This is a genomic window from Pseudomonas sp. TH08 (genome assembly GCF_016651275.1).
GTDB lineage: Bacteria > Pseudomonadota > Gammaproteobacteria > Pseudomonadales > Pseudomonadaceae > Aquipseudomonas.
This window is the reverse complement of record NZ_JAEKEE010000005.1, coordinates 79,144-98,792: the sequence shown is the minus strand read 5'-3', so window position 1 is coordinate 98,792 and position 19,649 is coordinate 79,144. Positions and strand designations below refer to the sequence as shown.

At 57.8% G+C, this 19,649-nt stretch carries 18 protein-coding genes; 5 read left to right on the top strand and 13 right to left on the bottom strand.

The window, feature by feature from the left end:
* Nucleotides 1–23 precede the first annotated feature (23 nt).
* Nucleotides 24–332, top strand: a complete 309-nt coding sequence (locus JFT91_RS23945) for a YhbY family RNA-binding protein (RefSeq protein WP_201228024.1) — start codon at nt 24–26, stop codon at nt 330–332.
* 9 nt (nt 333–341) lie between these two features.
* On the opposite strand, the gene JFT91_RS23940 is transcribed toward JFT91_RS23945, so the two are convergent.
* The 8 genes from JFT91_RS23940 to grpE all read right to left on the bottom strand — a co-directional run bounded on the left by JFT91_RS23940 (nt 342) and on the right by grpE (nt 10,813).
* The gene (locus JFT91_RS23940; RefSeq protein WP_201228025.1) at nt 342–746 is read right to left on the bottom strand and encodes an MFS transporter; all 405 of its coding nucleotides are present in this window, start codon (nt 744–746) and stop codon (nt 342–344) included.
* A 28-nt stretch (nt 747–774) separates the two neighbouring features.
* Nucleotides 775–1,251, bottom strand: coding sequence for a transcription elongation factor GreA (greA, locus tag JFT91_RS23935; RefSeq protein WP_008088322.1), 477 nt, complete (start codon nt 1,249–1,251; stop codon nt 775–777).
* A complete protein-coding gene (gene carB / locus JFT91_RS23930) occupies nt 1,248–4,469 on the bottom strand; it encodes a carbamoyl-phosphate synthase large subunit (protein ID WP_201228026.1) in 3,222 nt (1,073 codons plus the stop codon). The genes greA and carB overlap by 4 nt, the downstream gene beginning before the upstream one ends.
* Nucleotides 4,470–4,595: 126 nt before the next feature.
* Entirely contained in the window at nt 4,596–5,732 is a 1,137-nt protein-coding gene (gene carA, locus JFT91_RS23925) for a glutamine-hydrolyzing carbamoyl-phosphate synthase small subunit (RefSeq protein WP_201147928.1), read from the bottom strand.
* Nucleotides 5,733–5,989: 257 nt separating this feature from the next.
* Nucleotides 5,990–6,796 carry a 4-hydroxy-tetrahydrodipicolinate reductase gene (gene dapB / locus JFT91_RS23920; RefSeq protein ID WP_201228028.1) on the bottom strand — a complete coding sequence of 269 codons (807 nt, stop codon included), beginning with the start codon at nt 6,794–6,796 and terminating at the stop codon, nt 5,990–5,992.
* 9 nt (nt 6,797–6,805) lie between these two features.
* Nucleotides 6,806–7,930, bottom strand: a complete 1,125-nt coding sequence (gene dnaJ / locus JFT91_RS23915) for a molecular chaperone DnaJ (protein WP_201228029.1) — start codon at nt 7,928–7,930, stop codon at nt 6,806–6,808.
* Between the two features lie 297 nt (nt 7,931–8,227).
* Nucleotides 8,228–10,144 (bottom strand): molecular chaperone DnaK, encoded by a 1,917-nt coding sequence (dnaK, locus tag JFT91_RS23910; protein ID WP_201147930.1) that lies wholly within the window; start codon nt 10,142–10,144, stop codon nt 8,228–8,230.
* A gap of 102 nt (nt 10,145–10,246) precedes the next feature.
* A complete protein-coding gene (gene grpE, locus JFT91_RS23905) occupies nt 10,247–10,813 on the bottom strand; it encodes a nucleotide exchange factor GrpE (RefSeq protein WP_201228030.1) in 567 nt (188 codons plus the stop codon).
* A 241-nt stretch (nt 10,814–11,054) separates the two neighbouring features.
* On the opposite strand from grpE, the gene recN reads away from it, so the two are divergent.
* Nucleotides 11,055–12,728, top strand: a complete 1,674-nt coding sequence (gene recN / locus JFT91_RS23900) for a DNA repair protein RecN (RefSeq protein ID WP_201234090.1) — start codon at nt 11,055–11,057, stop codon at nt 12,726–12,728.
* A gap of 82 nt (nt 12,729–12,810) precedes the next feature.
* Here recN and fur read toward each other — a convergent pair whose 3' ends face one another.
* Nucleotides 12,811–13,215 (bottom strand): ferric iron uptake transcriptional regulator, encoded by a 405-nt coding sequence (fur, locus tag JFT91_RS23895; RefSeq protein ID WP_064119476.1) that lies wholly within the window; start codon nt 13,213–13,215, stop codon nt 12,811–12,813.
* 97 nt (nt 13,216–13,312) lie between these two features.
* Here fur and JFT91_RS23890 point away from each other — a divergent pair, with 97 nt between their 5' ends.
* On the top strand, nt 13,313–13,840 hold the full coding sequence (locus tag JFT91_RS23890; protein ID WP_201147933.1) for an outer membrane protein assembly factor BamE: 528 nt from the start codon (nt 13,313–13,315) through the stop codon (nt 13,838–13,840).
* A gap of 61 nt (nt 13,841–13,901) precedes the next feature.
* On the opposite strand, the gene JFT91_RS23885 is transcribed toward JFT91_RS23890, so the two are convergent.
* From JFT91_RS23885 to JFT91_RS23875, 3 genes are read right to left on the bottom strand one after another with little or no spacing between them, the layout of a single operon-like run.
* The gene (locus JFT91_RS23885; RefSeq protein WP_201234089.1) at nt 13,902–14,216 is read right to left on the bottom strand and encodes an RnfH family protein; all 315 of its coding nucleotides are present in this window, start codon (nt 14,214–14,216) and stop codon (nt 13,902–13,904) included.
* On the bottom strand, nt 14,209–14,643 hold the full coding sequence (locus tag JFT91_RS23880; protein WP_008088301.1) for a type II toxin-antitoxin system RatA family toxin: 435 nt from the start codon (nt 14,641–14,643) through the stop codon (nt 14,209–14,211). The genes JFT91_RS23885 and JFT91_RS23880 overlap by 8 nt, the downstream gene beginning before the upstream one ends.
* 7 nt (nt 14,644–14,650) lie before the next feature.
* Nucleotides 14,651–16,054 (bottom strand): sodium-dependent transporter, encoded by a 1,404-nt coding sequence (locus JFT91_RS23875; RefSeq protein WP_201228033.1) that lies wholly within the window; start codon nt 16,052–16,054, stop codon nt 14,651–14,653.
* Between the two features lie 119 nt (nt 16,055–16,173).
* Here JFT91_RS23875 and smpB point away from each other — a divergent pair, with 119 nt between their 5' ends.
* The gene (gene smpB / locus JFT91_RS23870; RefSeq protein ID WP_008088297.1) at nt 16,174–16,656 is read left to right on the top strand and encodes an SsrA-binding protein SmpB; all 483 of its coding nucleotides are present in this window, start codon (nt 16,174–16,176) and stop codon (nt 16,654–16,656) included.
* Nucleotides 16,657–16,793: 137 nt separating this feature from the next.
* On the opposite strand, the gene JFT91_RS23865 is transcribed toward smpB, so the two are convergent.
* Nucleotides 16,794–17,561, bottom strand: coding sequence for an FCD domain-containing protein (locus JFT91_RS23865; protein WP_201234088.1), 768 nt, complete (start codon nt 17,559–17,561; stop codon nt 16,794–16,796).
* Nucleotides 17,562–17,823: 262 nt separating this feature from the next.
* On the opposite strand from JFT91_RS23865, the gene JFT91_RS23860 reads away from it, so the two are divergent.
* The gene (locus JFT91_RS23860) at nt 17,824–19,518 is read left to right on the top strand and encodes a lactate permease LctP family transporter (RefSeq protein WP_201234087.1); all 1,695 of its coding nucleotides are present in this window, start codon (nt 17,824–17,826) and stop codon (nt 19,516–19,518) included.
* The last annotated feature ends 131 nt before the right edge of the window (nt 19,519–19,649 follow it).

Genomic DNA, 19,649 nt, shown 5'->3' with positions numbered 1-19,649 from the left:
AATCCAGACGAAAGGGTCAGATTATGCCGCTCACTCAAGAGCAGAAGAAACAGTACAAATCCATTGGCCACCATCTGAAACCAGTTTTGACTGTGGCTGACAACGGTTTGACTGAAGGTGTGTTAGCCGAACTTGAACGCGCACTGGCGGATCACGAGCTGATCAAAATCAAGCTCAACATCCTCGATCGCGAATCGCGCCTGGCGCACATTGCAGAACTGTGCAAGGTCGGCAAAGCGGACCTGGTACAGGTCATCGGCAAGATGGCACTGGTTTACCGCAAGAACTTCAGCGTCAACAAGCAGCTGTCGAACGTTCATCGCTTCAAGTGATGACAAGGGTCAAGGGTGTGCTTCGCGCACCCTGCCACTCCATCCAGGCACCGGTTGCATCACCAGCACCAGCCCGGAAAAGCCCAGCAACAGATAACTGAACACCTGCCAGCGCTGCGCATCCGGCCAGCCGACACGCACTGCGACGAACATCGCACACGCATACAACGCCATCAGCAGCACTTGCCCGCGAAAATCCCGCCATAGACTGGCAAGGCCCTCGGTCTGAATCAGCACCAAAGCCTGAAAAATCACACACGCGGCGGCGAATCCCACCACCGGCACTTCAAACATGCTTGAAATTTCATCGATCAGCAGTGGAGCCAGTTCAATTTGAACCAGCACCGGCTGCAAACCGAGATGAATCAGCCAGAGACCGCCGACCCATAGCATCTGGGTCAGCTGCCAAAGCATGGCGCCCGCATGCAGCGGGCGCCTTCTTTCAGATGTGACGGACTTCGACAATCTCGTACTCGATAACGCCGCTTGGCGTTTTCACGGCGACCACATCGCCCTCTTCCTTGCCGATCAAAGCGCGAGCCAGAGGCGAGCCGACCGAAATCTTGCCGAGTTTGAAGTCAGCCTCATCCTCACCCACGATGTGGTAAGTGACGCTTTCATCAGTCTCGACGTTGGCGATTTCGACCGTAGTACCGAAAATCACCTTGCCGGTATGAGGAATCGTCGTGACGTCGATAATGACCTGATTCTGAATCCGGCCTTCAATGTCACGAATCCGCGCCTCAACCATGCCTTGCTGTTCGCGCGCGGCATGGTATTCAGCGTTTTCTTTCAAGTCACCCAACTCGCGGGCCGTACCGATGTCCTGGCTGAGCTTCGGACGAACGACCTTGGTCAGGTGAGTGTGTTCTTCTTCCAGGGCTTTAGCGCCCTGGACGGTCATTGGGTATTTGATCATGCCTTCAATCCTGCGTGTAGATCCTGCAAGCGACGCACGGTTTTTTCAGGACCGAACTTCAGCGCTTCACAGATAGCTTCGCCAGCAGCAATGGTGGTGGTGCAGTAGATCTTGTGCTGCAAGGCATTACGACGAATGGAGTAAGAGTCAGCGATCGACTGACGACCTTCGGTGGTGTTGATGATCAGCGTGACTTCGTCATTCTTGATCATGTCGACCACGTGCGGACGACCCTCGGTCACCTTGTTCACACGGCGCACTTTCAGGCCTGCGGCTTCGATCAGCTTGGCAGTACCGGCAGTGGCAACCACTTCGAAGCCCAAGTTGATCAGATCACGGGCCACGCCCGCAACCAGTGGCTTGTCGTCGTCACGCACGCTGATGAACGCAGTACCGCCAGTCGGCAGCACTTCGCTCGCGCCCATCTGGGCTTTGGCGAACGCTTCACCGAAGGTGTCGCCGACGCCCATCACTTCACCGGTCGACTTCATCTCTGGGCCGAGGATCGGGTCAACACCAGGGAATTTGGCGAATGGGAACACCGCCTCTTTCACGCTGTAGAAGTTCGGAATGATTTCTTTGGTGAAGCCGATTTCTTTCAGGGTTTTACCCGCCATTACGCGAGCCGCGATCATGGCCAGGGAAACACCGATGCACTTCGACACGAACGGTACGGTGCGCGAAGCACGCGGGTTGACTTCGATGACGTAGATATCGTCACCTTGCAGCGCCAACTGCACGTTCATCAGGCCGATTACACCCAGTTCAAGGGCCATTTTCTTGACCTGCTCACGCATTTCGTCCTGGATGTGAGCCGGCAGCGAGTACGGCGGCAGCGAGCACGCGGAGTCACCGGAGTGAACGCCCGCCTGTTCGATGTGCTGCATGATCGCGCCGATCACCACGTCTTTGCCGTCGCAGACCGCATCCACGTCCATTTCGATGGCGCAGTTGAGGAAGTGATCCAGCAGCACCGGGCTGTCGTTGGACACTTGAACCGCTTCACGCAGGTAGCGCTTGAGCTCTTCTTCTTCGTAAACGATTTCCATCGCACGACCGCCCAGTACGTAGGACGGACGCACCACCAGCGGGTAACCGATCTTGGCAGCGGCACGAATGGCTTCGTCTTCGCTGCGCACGGTCGCGTTTGGCGGCTGACGCAGGTTCAGGCGTTGAACCATTTGCTGGAAACGCTCACGGTCTTCGGCACGGTCGATGGCGTCAGGGCTGGTGCCGATGATCGGCACGCCAGCGGCTTCCAGAGCACGAGCCAGTTTCAGCGGGGTTTGGCCGCCGTACTGGACGATTACGCCTTTCGGCTTCTCGACGCGAACGATTTCCAGCACGTCTTCCAGGGTTACTGGTTCGAAGTACAGACGATCGGAAGTGTCGTAGTCGGTAGAAACGGTTTCCGGGTTGCAGTTGACCATGATGGTCTCGTAACCGTCTTCGCGCAGCGCCAGTGCCGCGTGTACGCAGCAGTAGTCGAACTCGATGCCCTGGCCGATACGGTTTGGACCGCCGCCGAGGATCATGATCTTGTCGCGACCCGATGGTGCCGCTTCGCACTCTTCTTCGTACGTCGAGTACAGATAAGCGGTATCAGTGGCGAACTCGGCCGCGCAGGTGTCAACGCGCTTGTAGACCGGGAAAATTTCCAGCTTGTGACGATGCGTACGCAGGCTCTTCTCGGTCACACCCAGCAGCTTGGCCAGACGCTGATCGGAGAAGCCTTTGCGCTTGAGCTTGAACATCAGGTCGCGGTCGATGCTGGTCAGACCCAGGGTCTTGACCTTCTCTTCGTCCTTGATCAGATCTTCCATCTGCACCAGGAACCAACGATCGATCATGGTCATGCTGAAGATGTCGTCAACGCTCATGCCGGCGCGCATTGCGTCCGCCACGTACCAGATACGCTCAGCGCCCGGCACGGTCAGTTCGCGCTTGAGCACGCTCATGCTTTCCGGGTTGCTCAGGTCTACTTTCTCGTCCAGACCGCAAACGCCTACTTCCAGACCGCGCAGAGCTTTCTGCAGGGATTCCTGGAAGGTACGGCCGATGGCCATGACTTCACCGACGGATTTCATTTGCGTGGTCAGACGCGCGTCAGCCTTGGCGAATTTCTCGAAGGCGAAACGTGGCAGCTTGGTCACGACGTAGTCGATGGACGGCTCGAAGGACGCCGGGGTCTTGCCGCCGGTGATGTCGTTCGACAGTTCGTCGAGGGTGTAGCCCACTGCCAGTTTGGCGGCGACTTTGGCGATCGGGAAACCGGTGGCTTTCGAAGCCAGCGCCGAGGAACGCGATACACGCGGGTTCATTTCGATCACGACCATACGGCCAGTGTCCGGGCAGATACCGAACTGAACGTTGGAACCGCCAGTCTCCACGCCGATCTCGCGCAGTACCGCCAGGGAGGCGTTACGCAGGATCTGGTATTCCTTGTCAGTCAGGGTCTGAGCCGGGGCAACAGTGATCGAGTCACCGGTGTGCACGCCCATCGGATCGAAGTTCTCGATCGAGCAGACGATGATGCAGTTGTCCTTTTTGTCGCGGACAACTTCCATTTCATATTCTTTCCAGCCAATCAGCGATTCGTCGATCAGCAGCTCTTTGGTCGGCGACAGGTCGAGACCGCGGGCGCAGATTTCTTCGAACTCTTCACGGTTGTAGGCGATACCGCCACCGGTGCCGCCCATGGTGAAGGACGGACGGATGATGCAAGGGAAGCCAAGGGTCTCGAGGACGGCGTTGGCTTCTTCCATGCTGTGGGCGATACCGGAACGCGGGCACGCCAGGCCGATGGATTTCATCGCCTTGTCGAAACGCGAACGGTCTTCAGCCTTGTCGATGGTGTCGGCGTTGGCGCCGATCATTTCTACGCCGAACTTCTCCAGAACGCCTTCGCGCTCAAGGTCCAGGGCGCAGTTCAGAGCAGTCTGGCCACCCATGGTTGGCAGCAGCGCATCTGGACGCTCTTTCTCGATGATCTTGGCAACGGTCTGCCATTTGATCGGCTCGATGTAAGTTGCGTCGGCCATGGACGGGTCGGTCATGATGGTGGCCGGGTTGGAGTTCACCAGGATGACGCGGTAACCCTCTTCGCGCAGGGCTTTACAAGCCTGGGCGCCGGAGTAGTCGAATTCGCAGGCCTGGCCGATAACGATCGGGCCAGCGCCGAGAATCAGGATGCTTTTAATGTCTGTACGTTTTGGCATGGGTTTGTCACTCAAATCCGCAGGTCAGTCGGCAAGCCGTCTTGATCGATTTCTGAAGCCTCGAAGGGGCCGCCGGTGCCGGGGCCACCCTCGAGGGGCTTCTCTCTACAGTCTCAAGGCGAACGCTTAGCGTTGCTTGGCCATCTCGTTGATGAAGCGGTCGAACAGTGGCGCAACATCGTTCGGGCCCGGGCTCGCTTCAGGGTGACCCTGGAAGCTGAACGCGCTCTTGTCGGTGCGCTCGATGCCTTGCAGGGTGCCATCGAACAGCGATTTGTGGATCGCGCGAACGTTGGCAGGCAGGGTTTCTTCGTCTACCGCAAAACCGTGGTTCTGGCTGGTGATCATCACGACGCCAGTGTCCAGATCCTGTACCGGGTGGTTGGCACCGTGGTGACCGTGGCCCATTTTCAGGGTCTTGGCGCCGGAGGCCAGTGCCAACAGCTGGTGACCGAGGCAGATGCCGAATACCGGGATGTCGGTTTCCAGAACTTCCTTGATCGCCTTGATCGCGTAGTCGCATGGCTCCGGATCACCAGGGCCGTTGGACAGGAACACACCGTCCGGCTTCAGTGCCAGTACGTCGGCAGCCGGGGTTTGCGCCGGCACCACGGTAACGCGGCAGCCGCGCTCGACCAGCATGCGCAGGATATTGACCTTGACGCCGTAGTCGTAGGCAACCACGTGGTATGGCAGCTCGGAAGCATCGATGGTCGCGTGGCTGTCAGTCTTCAGATCCCAGACAGTCGAGCGCCATTCGTATTGAGCCTTGGTGCTGACGACTTTCGCCAGATCCATGCCCTTCAGGCCAGGGAAGCCTTGCGCAGCGGCAATCGCGGCTTCTTCGGAAATGTTGTCGCCGGCCATGATGCAGCCGTTCTGTGCGCCTTTTTCACGCAGGATTCGGGTCAGGCGACGGGTGTCGATACCGGCGATGGCCACAACGTTGTTGGCTTTCAGGTAATCGGACAGGGACATCGTGTTACGCCAGTTGCTCGCTACCAGCGGCAGGTCACGAATAACCAGGCCAGCGGACCATACGCGGTTGGACTCGGCGTCTTCCGGCGTGGTACCGGTGTTGCCGATGTGCGGGTAAGTCAGGGTAACGATCTGTTGGGCGTAGGAAGGATCGGTAAGGATTTCCTGATAGCCGGTCATTGCGGTGTTGAACACCACCTCACCAACGGTTTGACCGTCGGCACCAATGGCTTCGCCGCGAAAAATGCTGCCATCAGCAAGGGCAAGTATGGCTGGCTTAGTCAAGAAGACCTCCCGTAAATAACGCATGAAAGGGCGATCGCAGGTTGTAAAAAAGCGGAGTGACGTATGGACACGTCACCCCGCTTCTTCACTGAATTATTCTGCGCGCTTTTAGTGGACACACTAAAGCTGTAGCTTACAGAAAAAGGCTTTTTTGGTCCACCGCTAATGAGCCTAAAAGGCCGGAGAATGCGACAGGACGTCGCTCAGCGGAGAGAAACCAGCGCAAACAGGGCGTTTGCGCCGGATCAAGCGACAGTTTAACGCAGGTCGAGCACGTCCTGCATGTCGTAAAGGCCCGGCTCACGACCGTCCAGCCACAGCGCGGCACGCACCGCTCCCTTGGCGAACGTCATGCGACTCGAAGCCTTGTGAGTGATCTCCAGGCGCTCGCCCTCGCAGGCAAACAGCACGGTGTGATCCCCCACTACATCACCACCACGCACGGTGGCAAAACCAATGGTTTCACGTTCGCGGGCACCGGTGTGACCTTCACGACCGTAGACCGCGACCTTCTGCAAATCACGATCCAGCGCATTGGCGATCACTTCACCCATGCGCAACGCCGTACCCGACGGTGCATCGATCTTGTGGCGGTGATGAGCTTCGATGATTTCAATGTCCGCGTCGTCACCCAGCACCCGCGCGGCCATGTCCAGCAGCTTCAGCGAAAGGTTGACGCCGACACTGAAGTTGGCCGCGAACACGATAGGAATGTCCTTGCCCGCCTCGACCAGCAGCTGCTTTTGCGCCGCGTCCAGCCCAGTGGTGCCGATGACCATGGCCTTGCCCGCCTTGCGGCAGAACGCCAGATTTTTCAGCATCACTTCCGGAAGGGTGAAATCGATCAGTACGTCGAACTCTTCCGCTACCGCTTCAACATGACCGCACAGCGGCACGCCGATACGCCCCAGCGAAGCCAGCTCACCGGCATCGACGCCAATCAGCGTGCTGCCGGGACGAACGATCGCAGCAGTCAGACCGGTCAGTGGCGCGCGCTGCTGCACGGCCTCGACCAGAATTTTGCCCATGCGCCCGGCGGCGCCCATCACAGCTATACGTCGCATGCCGACTCCTTACAGATCGCCGAAGAAACGCTTCACACCGTCGAACCAACCGGTGGTTTTCGGCGAGTGGCTGTTGTCATCCGCCAGCGAGCCGCGGAACTCTTCCAGCAATTCACGCTGACGACGATTCAGATTGACCGGCGTCTCGACCGCTACGCGGCACATCAAATCGCCCGCACCGCCACCACGTACTGGCGCAACGCCTTTGCCACGGACACGGAATTGCTTACCGGTCTGAGTGCCTTCGGGGATTTTCAGTTTGACGCGACCGTCGAGGGTCGGAATTTCCAGCTCGCCGCCGAGTGCCGCATCGACGAAGCTGATCGGCACTTCGCAGAACAGGTGTTTGCCATCGCGCTGGAAAATATCGTGTTCACGAACGTTGATGACCACGTACAGGTCACCCGTTGGCCCGCCCTGCGTGCCCGCTTCGCCTTCGCCGGACAGACGAATGCGGTCGCCGGTATCGACGCCGGCCGGCACTTTGACCGACAGGGTTTTGTACTCTTCCACACGACCGTCACCGTGGCAGGAATCACACGGATCGGAAATGATCTTGCCCTGGCCATGGCAACGCGGGCAGGTCTGCTGCACCGAGAAAAAGCCCTGCTGCATGCGCACTTGACCGATACCGCCGCAAGTCGGGCAGGTCGATGGCGACGAGCCTTTCTTCGCGCCAGAACCATCGCACGGCTTGCAATTGACCAGCGTCGGAACGCGGATATTCACCGACGTACCGCGCACCGCTTCTTCCAGGTTCAGCTCCAGGGTGTAGCGCAAATCGCTGCCGCGCTGAGCGCCGCCACGGGAACCGCCGCGACCACCACCGAAGAAATCACTGAAGACATCGCCAAAAATGTCAGAGAAGTTCTGACCGCCGAAACCGGCACCGCCGCCACCCATGCTTGGATCGACACCGGCATGACCGTACTGATCGTAGGCCGCACGCTTGCTGGAATCGGACAGTACTTCGTAGGCCTCGTTGGCCTCTTTGAACAGCTCTTCCGACGCCTTGTCATCGGGATTACGGTCCGGGTGGTGCTTCATCGCCAGACGGCGATAGGCCTTTTTCAGGTCCGCATCGCTTGAGCCACGCTCAACACCCAACACTTCGTAATAGTCACGCTTTGCCATAAGTCTTCTGCACTCTTGAGGACGTCGGGCAAACCCCTCCTGAGGATCGCCAAACTCGCTGAGCCCCAATACAGGCCCGGACCCAACTCACGTCAATTCAACGATCCTGGTCTTTGATTCATGCGGTACTTGCGGCGCGAAAAGCAGGAGCATTTTCGGCCATACCACCAGCATCCGAGCGTTGTCGCATGCTGTAAAAATTCGCGTATTCCAGATACGCCAACGCGGGAGCTAGCTCCCGCGCGGCGACATCCTACCAGTCACCGCCCAAAGGCAGTCAACCGGCCGACCAACAACTTACTTGTGGTCTTTAACTTCTTCGAACTCGGCATCGACAACATCGTCAGCCTTTTCAGCTTTCTCGTCGTGCGGTGCCGCGCCTTCAGCAGGCTGAGCCTGTTCGGCGTACATCTTCTGAGCAACCGGAGCAGAGACTTTCGACAGCTCTTCAACCTTGGCTTCGATGGCAGCCTTGTCGTCGCCTTTGACAGCGGCTTCCAGGGCAACCACGGCAGCTTCGATTGCAACCTTCTCTTCAGCGGTCACTTTGTCGCCAGCATCAGCGATCATCTTGCGAGTCGAGTGAACCAGTGCGTCACCCTGATTGCGAGCGCCGGCCAGTTCTTCGAACTTGCGGTCTTCTTCAGCGTTCACTTCAGCATCACGAACCATTTGCTGAATTTCTTCGTCGGACAGGCCGGAGTTGGCCTTGATCACGATCGACTGAGTCTTGCCGGTAGCCTTGTCCTTCGCACCAACGTGCAGGATGCCGTTGGCGTCGATGTCGAAAGTCACTTCGATCTGTGGCACACCACGTGGAGCAGGTGGAATGTCGGCCAGGTCGAACTTGCCCAGGGACTTGTTCTGTGTGGCTTGCTTACGCTCGCCCTGCAGAACGTGAATGGTCACAGCGCCCTGATTGTCATCGGCAGTCGAGAACACTTGCGATTTCTTGGTAGGAATCGTGGTGTTTTTCTCGATCAGCGCGGTCATCACGCCACCCATGGTTTCGATACCCAGGGTCAGCGGGCTGACGTCGAGCAGCAGCACGTCTTTCACGTCACCGGCCAGAACAGCGCCCTGAATCGCAGCACCCATGGCAACAGCTTCGTCCGGGTTAACGTCCTTACGCGCTTCTTTACCGAAGAAATCGGTCACCAGCTTCTGCACCAGCGGCATACGCGTCTGACCACCGACCAGGATTACGTCGTTGATCGCGCCAACGTCCAGACCCGCGTCTTTCATGGCGATGCGGCAAGGTTCGATGGTGCGCTGAACCAGGTCTTCAACCAGTGCTTCGAGCTTGGCACGCGAAATCTTCACGTTCAGGTGCTTAGGACCGGTCGCATCTGCAGTGATGTACGGCAGGTTGACGTCGGTCGACTGAGCGGACGACAGCTCGATCTTGGCTTTCTCAGCGGCTTCTTTCAGGCGCTGCATGGCCAGCGGGTCACCTTTGAGGTTCATGCCGCTTTCTTTCTTGAATTCGTCGACGAGGTAGTCGATCAGACGAATGTCAAAGTCTTCACCGCCCAGGAACGTGTCACCGTTGGTGGCCAACACTTCGAACTGGTGCTCGCCGTCAACTTCAGCGATCTCGATCACGGAGACGTCGAAAGTACCGCCACCCAGGTCATAAACAATCACGGTGTGATCGCCCTTGGCCTTGTCCATACCGTAAGCCAGAGCGGCTGCGGTTGGTTCGTTGATGATACGTTTTACGTCCAGACCGGCGATGCGACCGGCATCTTTGGTCGCCTGACGCTGGCTGTCGTTGAAGTAGGCCGGAACGGTGATCACCGCTTCGGTCACTGGCTCGCCGAGGTAGTCTTCGGCGGTCTTCTTCATTTTCTTCAGAATTTCGGCCGAGATTTGTGGCGGTGCCATCTTCTGGCCGTTCACTTCAACCCAAGCGTCGCCGTTGTCGGCCTTGGCGATCTTGTAAGGCACCATCTGAATGTCTTTTTGCACAACTTCTTCGTCGAAACGACGACCGATCAGACGCTTTACTGCGTACAGAGTGTTGTGCGGGTTGGTTACAGCCTGACGCTTGGCCGACTGACCTACCAGGATTTCGCCGTCGTTGGCGTAAGCGATGATCGACGGCGTGGTACGCGCGCCTTCAGCGTTTTCAATAACTTTTGCTTTGCCGTTTTCCAGCACGGAGACGCAGGAGTTGGTAGTCCCCAGGTCGATACCGATAATTTTGCCCATGTTAACTCTCCCGAAACTTTGGATTTGGATGCCGCAGCAGTGGTGGCTGACTGCGGTAGCACTTAAACGCTTGACTTCTAAATGGGGGCCTTGCGACTAATTTCAAGCCTTCTCGTCAATCGAAGGCGAAATTGGCGCTGGCGCCTTGCTGACCACAACCATGGCCGGGCGCAACAGGCGACCGTTGAGCTGGTAGCCCTTCTGAAACACCTTCAGAACGCTGTTCGGTTCCACGTCGGCGCTTTCCTGCATGGCCATCGCCTGATGGTGAACGGCGTTGAACGGTTCGCCATGCGGATCGATCGCTTCAAGCTGATAACGCTTGAGGGTGTCGTGGAACATTTTCAGCGTCAACTCGATGCCTTCACGCATCGGACGGATGCTTTCGTCGTCCGGGTTCGACAGCTCGAGGCCGCGCTCCAGGCTGTCGACGATCGGCAACAGATCGCTGGCGAATTTCTCAAGCGCAAATTTGTGCGCCTTTTCGACGTCCTGTTCGGCACGGCGGCGGACGTTCTGCAGATCGGCAGCTACACGCAGAGACTGATCCTGCGCTGCGGCCAATTGCTCTTCGAGCACTTGTACACGGGTCGCCAGGTCGTCACCCGAACCCTCGGGCGCCTGATTGGCTTCTGGGTTTTGCTTATCTACTGTCTGTTCGTCAGCCATAGAATTCTCCTTTCAATATCGTCCGCGAGTTCGACTCACGCTTCTGCCCCGATATATGGGGCCGCAAAATCAGGCTTCAAGGGCCTTCACGCATTTAACCCTACAAAAAAGTGCTGATTTTTCATTCCTCGATGCACTAAGCATTCAGATCAATCAAGCAAATCGAGCTAAGCGAGGGCATTGTCAGCTCGAAACAAAACACTGTATAAATAACCAGACCTAAAGCCTGGGAGCGGCCTTTATGCTGGTGCACCTGTCCGTACACAACTACGCCATCGTTGAACATCTCGATCTTGAACTCGATCGCGGGATGAGCGTGATCACAGGGGAAACCGGCGCCGGCAAGTCGATCATGCTCGACGCACTGGGCCTGACCCTCGGCGATCGCGCCGACAGCGGCGTGGTTCGCCCTGGGGCCGACAAGGCCGATATTCTGGCGACCTTCGATCTGGTCGACATTCCCGAAGCCCACGCCTGGCTAGCCGAGCGCGATCTGGACATCGACGGCCCCTGCATCCTGCGCCGGGTCATCACTTCGGAAGGACGCTCGCGCGGCTATATCAACGGCACGCCCTGCCCGCTTGGCGATCTCAAGTCCCTCGGCGAATTGCTGATCGATATCCACAGCCAGCACGAACACCAATCGCTACTTAAAACCGATACCCATCGCCGCTTACTGGACGAATACGCGGGCGCCACGGATCTGGCCCGCCAGGTTCACCTGGCTGCCCAGCGCTGGCGCCAGACTCGCCAGGAACTGGAACGCCTCTCCAATTCGGGCGATGAGCAACGTGCTCGTCATCAGTTGCTCAGCTACCAACTCGAAGAACTGGAAAATCTCGGCCTCGGCGATAACGAGCTCGAACAACTGGAGCAGGAACACAAAAACCTGACCAACGCCGAAACCTTGCTGGGTATCTGTCGGCAAGTGGTTGAGCAGTGCAGCGAAAGCGACTCAGGCAATGTGCTGAACGCCCTGACCGCCAGTCTTAATCGCCTGTCGAGCGTAAACAACTCCGTCGGCGCCCTGGGCGAAGCCAGCAGCTTGCTGACCAGCGCACAGATTCAGGTAGAGGAAGCCGTCGGTGAACTCAATCGCTTCCTCGACAACTTCGATGCCGATCCGGCGCGCCTGCAATATCTGGAGGAGCGCCTCGACGCCATATACACGCTGGCGCGCAAACACCGGATCCAACCGACCGAGGTCGGGGAAATGCAGCAGAAACTGCTGGATGAAATCGAAACCCTCAATGCCAACGATGAATCCATCGAGCGGCTGGGTGAAGAGCTGGCATCCTTTGCCCGTCACTATCAGGAAAAGGCTCGGGAACTGAGTGATCTGCGCCATCAGGCGGCGGGCAGCCTTGCCAGCGCGGTGGAACAGGAGATCCAGCGCCTGGGCATGCCCGGTGGTCGTTTCACCATTGAGCTGCGCGCCAACAGCAGTGACGAACTGCTGCCCAACGGTCTTGAGCAGGTCGAGTTGCTGGTCAGCGCCAACCCCGGCCAACCACTCAAAGCGCTGGCGAAAGTGGCATCGGGTGGTGAACTGTCACGGATCAGCCTCGCGATTCAGGTCATCACCGCCCAAACATCCCGCGTACCGACTCTGGTATTCGACGAAGTGGATGTCGGCATTGGTGGCCCGACAGCCGAAATTGTCGGCCAATTGTTGCGCCGGCTCGGCGAACGCGGCCAGGTACTGACCGTGACTCACTTGCCGCAAGTGGCGGCACAGGGTCACCAGCATTTGTTCGTACACAAGGTACGCGGCGAGCAAGCAACGCACACCGCCGTGTCCAAACTGAGCAAGAACGATCGCATAGAAGAAGTGGCGCGGATGCTCGGCGGCATCGATCTGACCAAGGAATCCTTGGCTCACGCGAAAAAGATGGTCGTTACCGCCAAAGTTTAAGATTCACATGCGACAGAAAGCACGAAGGCGACCCTTGGGTCGCCTTCGTTCGTTTCGCGAACCTGAAATTCGCGCGACATGCTTACTTTTTCTTGCGTACGTACAGCACCAGGTTGTGATCTACCAACTCGACACCGTGCTCCTCGGCAATTGCCTTCTGGAGTTTTTCGATTTCGATGCTGACGAATTCGACGACTTCACCGGTTTCCACGTTGACCATATGGTCGTGGTGGCCACCGTCGGCCAGTTCGAATACCGCGTGGCCGCCGTCGAAGTTGTGACGGACCACCAGGCCAGCCGCTTCGAACTGGGTCAGAACACGGTAGACCGTGGCCAGACCGACGTCCTCACCAGCTTCCATCAACGCCTTGTAGACGTCCTCGGCACTCATGTGACGCTGCTCGGTAGAGTCGAGCATTTGCAGGATCTTGACCCGTGGCAGGGTCACTTTGAGGCCGGCTTTGCGTAGTTCGCTATTTTCAACCATGGTTAGCTTTCTCGCGATGCTGCTTCGCAGCTTCTCTTAATGCGGGTATGATCGGCGTTTACGTTGTCCCAGCCAAGATAGTGGAAGTCGCCCACCGATGCAAAACACCAAGCTCTTGCTAACCAGTTTCACCTTTGTGGGACTGCTCGCACTCGCCGGTTGTTCATTCCCCGGGGTTTACAAAATCGACATCCAGCAGGGCAATGTCGTCACGCAGGACATGATAGACCAGTTACGCCCGGGAATGACCCGGCCGCAAGTACGGTTTATCATGGGCAACCCTCTGCTTGTCGACACGTTCCATGCCGATCGCTGGGATTATCTGTACAGCCTGCAACCGGGTGGCGGTGAACGCCAACAGGAACGCGTAAGCGTTAATTTCAACTCAAACGACCAGCTTGTCAGCCTGTCCGGCGACTTCATGCCGGGCGTAAGCCGTGACGAAGCCATTCTCGGTAAGGACAGTGGCACTAGCGTGACCGCTCCTGCTGAAAACGCCGAGAAGCCAAAACCGGAAAAACCGGTCAAGCCAGGTTCCTTGCTGGATCAGATCCAGAAGGATGTCGATGGTGTGGAAACCGTTCCGGTTCCAACGCCAGAGCCGCTGGATACCTCGCCGCAATAATTTGCGACGCAATAAAAAACCCGGTGATACCGGGTTTTTTATTGCCTGCCGTTTGGCCTTCTCAAAGATTTTTTGCTTTAGCCTCGGCAGCCTTGGCCGCACGCAAGCGTCGCACCTCTTTCGGATCGGCAAGCAATGGTCGGTAAATCTCAATGCGATCCCCCGGCTGAATGACTCGAGCGTCCGGGTCGGCAACTACTTTGCCGAAGATACCCAGCGGGCACTCAGACAGATTCAGTTCGGGAAACTCGGCACCGATACCCGATGCGAGCACTGCAGCTCGAACCGTCATTCCCTGCGCCACACTGGCAGTACGCAAGACCTGACGATCAACGGCCGCGTACACGACCTCTATCTCGATCATCGACTCAACCATGCATCTGCTTGGCACGCTGACAGAACGCATCCACCAGCGTATTCGCCGCCTGATTGAACAACGGCCCCAGCGTGGCGCGCACCAGCGGGCCGGCGTAATCGAACGACAGATCCAGGCTGATTTTGCAGGCCTTCTCATTCAACACCTTGAACACCCATACGCCGTGCAACTGATTGAACGGACCTTCTTCAAGGTTCATTTCAATCGACTGCCCCGGCACCAGCGTATTCCGCGTGACAAAATGCTGACTCAGACCGCCCTTGGCCACGCCAACACTGGCGCGCATGTGCTCTGGTGAGCTCTCCAGAACCTCAGCGGCGGAGCACCACGGCAAAAACTCCGGGTACCGCGCCACGTCGTTGACCAGGTCGTAAAGGAATTGCGCCGGATATGGCAGCAGCGCTGATCGTTGAATATGTGTCGTCATGTAAGCGTCACTTCCAGAGCTGGGTGGCAAACACTACAAGAATGCCGATGGGCGCCACATAGCGCATCAAGAACAAAGACAAGGCAAACAGTGCCGGATTACGAATCGACAACTCGTCACGCACCGCTTCACGCCCCATCACCCATCCGGCAAACAGCACGAAACACAGGCCACCGAGCGGCAACATGATCCGCGAAGTGAAGAAATCGATCACGCCAAAGAAGTCCAGACCGCTCTTCGCTCCCCATTGGTAGAGGTGGAACATCCCGCCTTCGTTCACGAAAAATTTGGCTTCCTTCCAGATATTGAAGGAAAACACGGTCCCCAAACCGACGAACCAGCAAGTGAACGCCAACCAGAACGTCACCCAGGCGCGACTGACTTTGGTGCGCTCAACCAGGTAAGCAACCATCGGCTCAAGCAGGGAAATTGCCGAACTCCATGCCGCAACGGCAACCAGCACGAAGAATACAACGCCCATCAATTGACCAAACGCCACGTTACCAAAGGCAAATGGCAGGCTGACGAACATCAGGCCCGGGCCCTCGCTCGGGTTCAGGCCGGCAGCGAAAACAATCGGAAACAAGGCCAGACCGGCGACCAGCGAAACAAACGTATCCAGCAGCGCCACACCGACAACCGTGCCGGACAGCGACGCGTTCTTCGGCATGTAAGCGCCGTAGATCATGATCGAGCCCACACCCACGCTGAGCGAGAAGAACGCGTGCCCCATGGCGGGCAGCAAACCATCGAGCACCTTTTCCGGATGGAAGTCGAACATGAAATGCACGCCTTCCATGAAATGCCCGGTGGTCATGCTGTAACCCAGCAGCACCAGAATCATCACGAACAGCAACGGCATCATGATGCGCAGGCTGCGTTCAAGGCCGGCAACCACGCCTTTGGCGATCACAAACGCCGACAACAGCATAAAAATCGTGTGCCAAAGTGTCAGACGCCACGGATTGGAGATGACATTACCGAAATAGGCACCGACCTGATCGGCCGTGACGCCCTGAAAATCACCACGCCCCATATCAATGATGTAATCCAGCGACCAACCGCCGACCACACTATAGAAAGACAGAATCAGCAATGCCGTGATCATCCCGGCAAACGCACCCCACGACCACTTGGCCGAGTGCCCCGCCTCGATCGCCAGCACCTTCAAAGCGTTGGCCGGACTCTGCCGGGCGCGCCGGCCTATCAGGGTTTCAGCCAGCATGACCGGAATGCCGATCAGTGCGATACACGCCAGAAACATCAGTACAAACGCACCGCCGCCGTAGACCCCGACCATGTAGGGGAACTTCCAGATACTACCCAGCCCCACGGCCGAACCGGTCGCGGCGAATATGAAAACCCAGCGGCTAGCCCAACTGCCGTGGACAGAAACCTTGTCTGTCGACATCGTTTATCACGCCCAAGCGTTAGAAAAAGAGGCCGCATTGTCCGGGATTCACTCAACCTGCTCAAGCACGCAGCATCACCGTAGCCGACAGCGGAACAACTCCATATAATGCCGCCCCTATGGCTAAACAGAAGAAACACCCAACAGGGACCATCGCGCAGAATAAAAAGGCGCGACACGATTACTTCATCGAGCATAAGTTCGAGGCTGGTCTGGTCCTGGCCGGCTGGGAAGTAAAAAGTCTGCGGGCAAGCAAGCTACAGCTGGTTGACAGCTACGTACTGCTCAAGGATGGCGAAGCATGGCTACTGGGTAGCCATATCACGCCTCTGATGACCGCAAGCACCCACGTCATTGCCGACCCGGTGCGTACCCGTAAATTGCTGCTCAACCGCCGCGAGCTGGAAAAGCTTGCAGCGATGGTGCAGCAAAAGGGTTACGCCTGCGTCTGCTTGTCCTGGTACTGGAGCAAGCACATGGTCAAGTGCGAGATCGCTCTGGGCAAGGGCAAGAAGGAATACGACAAGCGTGACACCGAGCGTGAACGCGATGCCGGACGTGAGCTGCAACGCGCTGTGCGCAACAAGGGCAAGGAAGATTAATTTCTTCTGCCTGTGGCGAGGGAGCTTGCTCCCGCGCGCCTGCGCAGCAGGCGCCATCGGTTCTCGCTTACATTAAAGCGAGAGCCGCTGCGCGCCTCTGCGGGAGCAAGCTCCCTCGCCACAATTAATTTGCCACCTCACATCCCCTTGCGCCGCTCCGCCCGAGCCATGCGCTGAACTTCCTGCCGCACTTCTTCCAGCACTTCCTGCACATACAGAATGTGTCTGCTGGAGACTTCCCTTGCCTGCTCAGCGCGCCCCTCGATAATCGCCAGGTACAATTCCCGGTGCTGTGTGATCAGCATGTCGCGGGTTTCCGTGCGCTGTTTGTACATGCCACCGATGTTGGTCACGACATTGCGCTTGAGCAGATCGAACAGCCCGCGAATGGTGTGCAGCAACACCGCGTTATGACTGGCCTCGGCAATCGCCAGATGGAATTTCGCGTCCGCCGCGCCCTCCTCCACTCGACTCACTTCATCATGCCGCGAATAGCAATCCTGCAGCTCTTCGAACGCGGCGGTGAGCCGCTCGCGATCTACGTCGGTTGCGCGTAATGCCGCGTAATAGGCGCACGATGCCTCCAAGGTGTGCCGAAACTCCAGCAAGTCCCGTTGCGCCTCAGGGTTGCTTTCAAGCAATTGCAGCAATGGATCGCTGAACGTCGAGCCCAGGCTTTCCACCACGTAGTTGCCACCGCCCTGACGACTGACCAGCAAGCCTTTGGCTGCCAGTTTCTGAATTGCCTCGCGCAACGACGGGCGTGATACGCCGAACTGCTCGGCCAGCGCGCGCTCCGCCGGAAGCCGCTCACCGGACTTCAGCGTGCCCTCAAGGATCATCCCCTCGAGTCGCTCGACAATATCGTCAGACAAACGGCGCTGACGTATCTGATCAAACCCCATAACTCATTTCTCCACGAGCCCGACCGCTCGCCGGGCTCTCTATTCTGGCCTATCGGCGCCTTGCCGACACCTACCAGACACCACTTCGCAAAACCGGATCAGTTGCCTTCTGCACCGCTGATTCGACAAAAGTTTCAGAGCGACAAATTGACACACCGACATCAAGGCTTTTACCCTAGCCAACAGCGATTGTAAATTGGTATTACCAATTATCCAAGAACGCTGACAGTGCCTGACCAACAACAATTAGGGGCCACCCCATATGCAAACCTGGCAACAGCTCTACAGCCCGCTCGGCAGTCTCGGCGTCTCCGCACTCGCGGCCGTCATTCCCATCGTGTTCTTTTTTCTCGCGCTGGCGGTGTTCCGCCTCAAAGGCCATGTGGCCGGCAGCATCACCCTCGCCCTGTCGATTGCCGTGGCGATCTTCGCGTTCCATATGCCGGTAGACATGGCCTTCGCCGCGGCCGGTTACGGCTTCGCCTACGGTCTGTGGCCGATTGCATGGATCATTGTCGCAGCGGTATTCCTCTACAAACTGACGGTCAAAAGTGGTCAATTCGAGGTCATCCGCAGTTCGGTGTTATCGATTACTGACGACCAGCGCCTGCAAGTGCTGCTGATCGGTTTCTGCTTCGGTGCGTTCCTGGAAGGTGCTGCCGGGTTCGGCGCGCCAGTGGCAATTACTGCTGCTCTCCTCGTCGGACTGGGCTTCAACCCGCTATACGCCGCCGGCCTGTGCCTGATCGCCAACACCGCACCGGTGGCGTTCGGCGCTTTGGGGATTCCAATCATCGTCGCCGGCCAAGTCACCGGCATCGACGCGTTCAAGATCGGCGCCATGACCGGTCGCCAACTGCCACTGCTGTCGCTGTTCGTGCCGTTCTGGCTGATATTCATGATGGACGGCCTGCGCGGCGTTCGTGAAACCTGGCCGGCTGCACTGGTTGCAGGCCTGAGCTTCGCCATCACTCAATACTTCACCTCGAACTTCATCGGCCCGGAACTGCCGGACATCACCTCGGCGCTGGCCAGCCTGATTTCGCTGACCTTGTTCCTGAAAATCTGGCAGCCGAAACGCACCGCAGGCGCGCAAATCGCAGGTGCCACGTCGAGCGCAGCGATCACCGCCAGCGTCGGTGGTTTCGGCCAGAAGCGCAGCACCGTGGCTTCGCCTTACAGCGTCGGGGAAATTTTCAAAGCCTGGTCGCCGTTCCTGATCCTCACCGTGCTGGTCACCCTCTGGACCCTGAAGCCATTCAAGGCAATGTTCGCCGCTGGCGGCTCGATGTACAGCTGGGTGTTCAACTTCGCGATCCCGCACCTTGATCAATTGGTCATCAAGACGGCACCGATCGTCGCCGCTCCGACTGCGATTCCAGCCGTGTTCAAGCTCGACCCGATTTCCGCGACCGGCACAGCGATTTTCTTCTCCGCGCTGATCTCGATGCTGGTGCTGAAGATCAATTTCAAAATTGGTCTTACCACTTTGAAAGAAACCTTCTACGAACTGCGCTGGCCTATTCTGTCGATCGGCATGGTATTGGCCTTCGCCTTCGTCACCAACTATTCCGGCATGTCATCAACCCTGGCACTGGTGCTGGCAGGAACCGGCGCAGCGTTCCCGTTCTTCTCGCCATTCCTCGGCTGGCTCGGCGTGTTCCTCACCGGTTCCGATACCTCGTCCAACGCCCTGTTCAGTTCGCTGCAAGCGACCACCGCACACCAGATTGGCGTCAACGACACTCTGCTGGTGGCGGCGAATACCAGTGGCGGCGTGACCGGCAAAATGATTTCGCCACAATCGATCGCTGTGGCCTGCGCAGCAACCGGTCTGGTCGGCAAGGAATCCGATCTGTTCCGCTTCACCCTCAAGCACAGCCTATTCTTTGCAACGATTGTCGGCCTGATCACCTTGGCTCAGGCCTACTGGTTCACCGGCATGCTGGTGCACTAAACCTTCACGCAACACGGATAAAACCGACGCTGGTTCGTGATTCCGGCGTCAGCAATTCACAACCCGGTCTGTAAGGCTGCTGAAAGCAACGTTCTCTATATTCAGCAGCCTCAACGGACGGATAACCGGGC